This is a genomic window from Fluctibacter halophilus, assembly GCF_020687825.1.
Taxonomy (GTDB): Bacteria; Pseudomonadota; Gammaproteobacteria; order Enterobacterales; family Alteromonadaceae; genus Fluctibacter; species Fluctibacter halophilus.
Map to the genome: position 1 here is coordinate 1,302 of NZ_JAJEWP010000013.1, position 1,830 is coordinate 3,131.

Sequence of the window (1,830 nt, forward strand, 5' to 3'; positions counted from 1 at the left end):
CAGTGGCGTACCTTCTCCCGAAGTTACGGTACTATTTTGCCGAGTTCCTTCACCCGAGTTCTCTCAAGCGCCTTAGTATTCTCTACCTGACCACCTGTGTCGGTTTGGGGTACGGTTCGCAATATCATAAGTTTAGAGGCTTTTCCTGGAAGCCGGGCATCAACCACTTCTGCTCCGTAGAGCATCGTCTCGTGTCTCGGCCTTGAGAACCCGGATTTTCCTAAGTTCTCAGCCTACGCACTTTCACATGGACAACCAACGCCATGCTGGCCTAGCCTTCTCCGTCCCCCCTTCACTGATATTGCAAGTACGGGAATATTAACCCGTTTCCCATCGACTACGCATTTCTGCCTCGCCTTAGGGGCCGACTTACCCTGCCCTGATTAGCATGGGACAGGAAACCTTGGTCTTCCGGCGTGGGGGTTTTTCACCCCCATTATCGTTACTCATGTCAGCATTCGCACTTGTGATACCTCCAGCATGCCTCTCGACACACCTTCAACAGCTTACACAACGCTCCCCTACCCAGCATACAAGTATGCTGCCGCAGCTTCGGTATATTGCTTAGCCCCGTTACATCTTCCGCGCAGGCCGACTCGACTAGTGAGCTATTACGCTTTCTTTAAAGGGTGGCTGCTTCTAAGCCAACCTCCTAGCTGTCTTAGCCTTCCCACATCGTTTCCCACTTAGCAATATTTTGGGACCTTAGCTGGCGGTCTGGGTTGTTTCCCTCTCCACGACGGACGTTAGCACCCGCCGTGTGTCTCCCGGATAGCACTCTCAGGTATTCGGAGTTTGCAAAGGGTTGGTAAGTCGGGATGACCCCCTAGCCTTAACAGTGCTCTACCCCCTGAGGTGTTCGTCCGAGGCTCTACCTAAATAGATTTCGGGGAGAACCAGCTATCTCCCGGTTTGATTGGCCTTTCACCCCCAGCCACAAGTCATCCCCTAACTTTTCAACGTTAGTGGGTTCGGTCCTCCAGTTGATGTTACTCAACCTTCAACCTGCCCATGGCTAGATCACCGGGTTTCGGGTCTATACCTTGCAACTAAACGCCCAGTTAAGACTCGGTTTCCCTACGGCTCCCCTATACGGTTAACCTCGCTACAAAATATAAGTCGCTGACCCATTATACAAAAGGTACGCAGTCACCCCACGAAGAGGCTCCCACTGCTTGTACGTATACGGTTTCAGGTTCTATTTCACTCCCCTCACAGGGGTTCTTTTCGCCTTTCCCTCACGGTACTGGTTCACTATCGGTCAGTTAGGAGTATTTAGCCTTGGAGGATGGTCCCCCCATATTCAGTCAAGATAACACGTGTCCCGACCTACTCGATTTCATTAACAGATTGTCTTCGTGTACGGGGCTATCACCCTGTATCGCGGCACTTTCCAGAGCCTTCCACTGACGCACTGATAACTTAAGGGCTAATCCCCGTTCGCTCGCCGCTACTAGGGGAATCTCGGTTGATTTCTTTTCCTAAGGGTACTTAGATGTTTCAGTTCCCCTCGTTTGCCTCGTTAGGCTATGTATTCACCTAACGATACCGCCGAAGCGGTGGGTTTCCCCATTCGGACATCTGTGGCTCAAATGCGTTTTGTCAGCTCACCACAGCTTTTCGCAGACTTACACGTCCTTCATCGCCTCTAACTGCCAAGGCATCCACCGTATACGCTTTGTCACTTAACCATACAACCCCAAATCCCCTTTTGTACGGACACTCACCACCGTGAGGCCGCTTGCATAGACTTGGTGTAAGCCACTGAAGGCTCTATGTATGCATGACAAGCTAATCACAAAAATCAGATAGAATACGCTTGAAGATTAC

The 1,830-nt window shown here is 51.0% G+C and carries 1 rRNA gene (cut by a window edge); it reads right to left on the reverse strand.

Features of this window, described 5'->3' with window-relative positions:
- A 23S ribosomal RNA gene (locus tag LJ739_RS18980) occupies window positions 1-1,691 on the reverse strand; it reaches 1,288 nt to the left of the window's first position.
- Window positions 1,692-1,830: the final 139 nt, after the last annotated feature.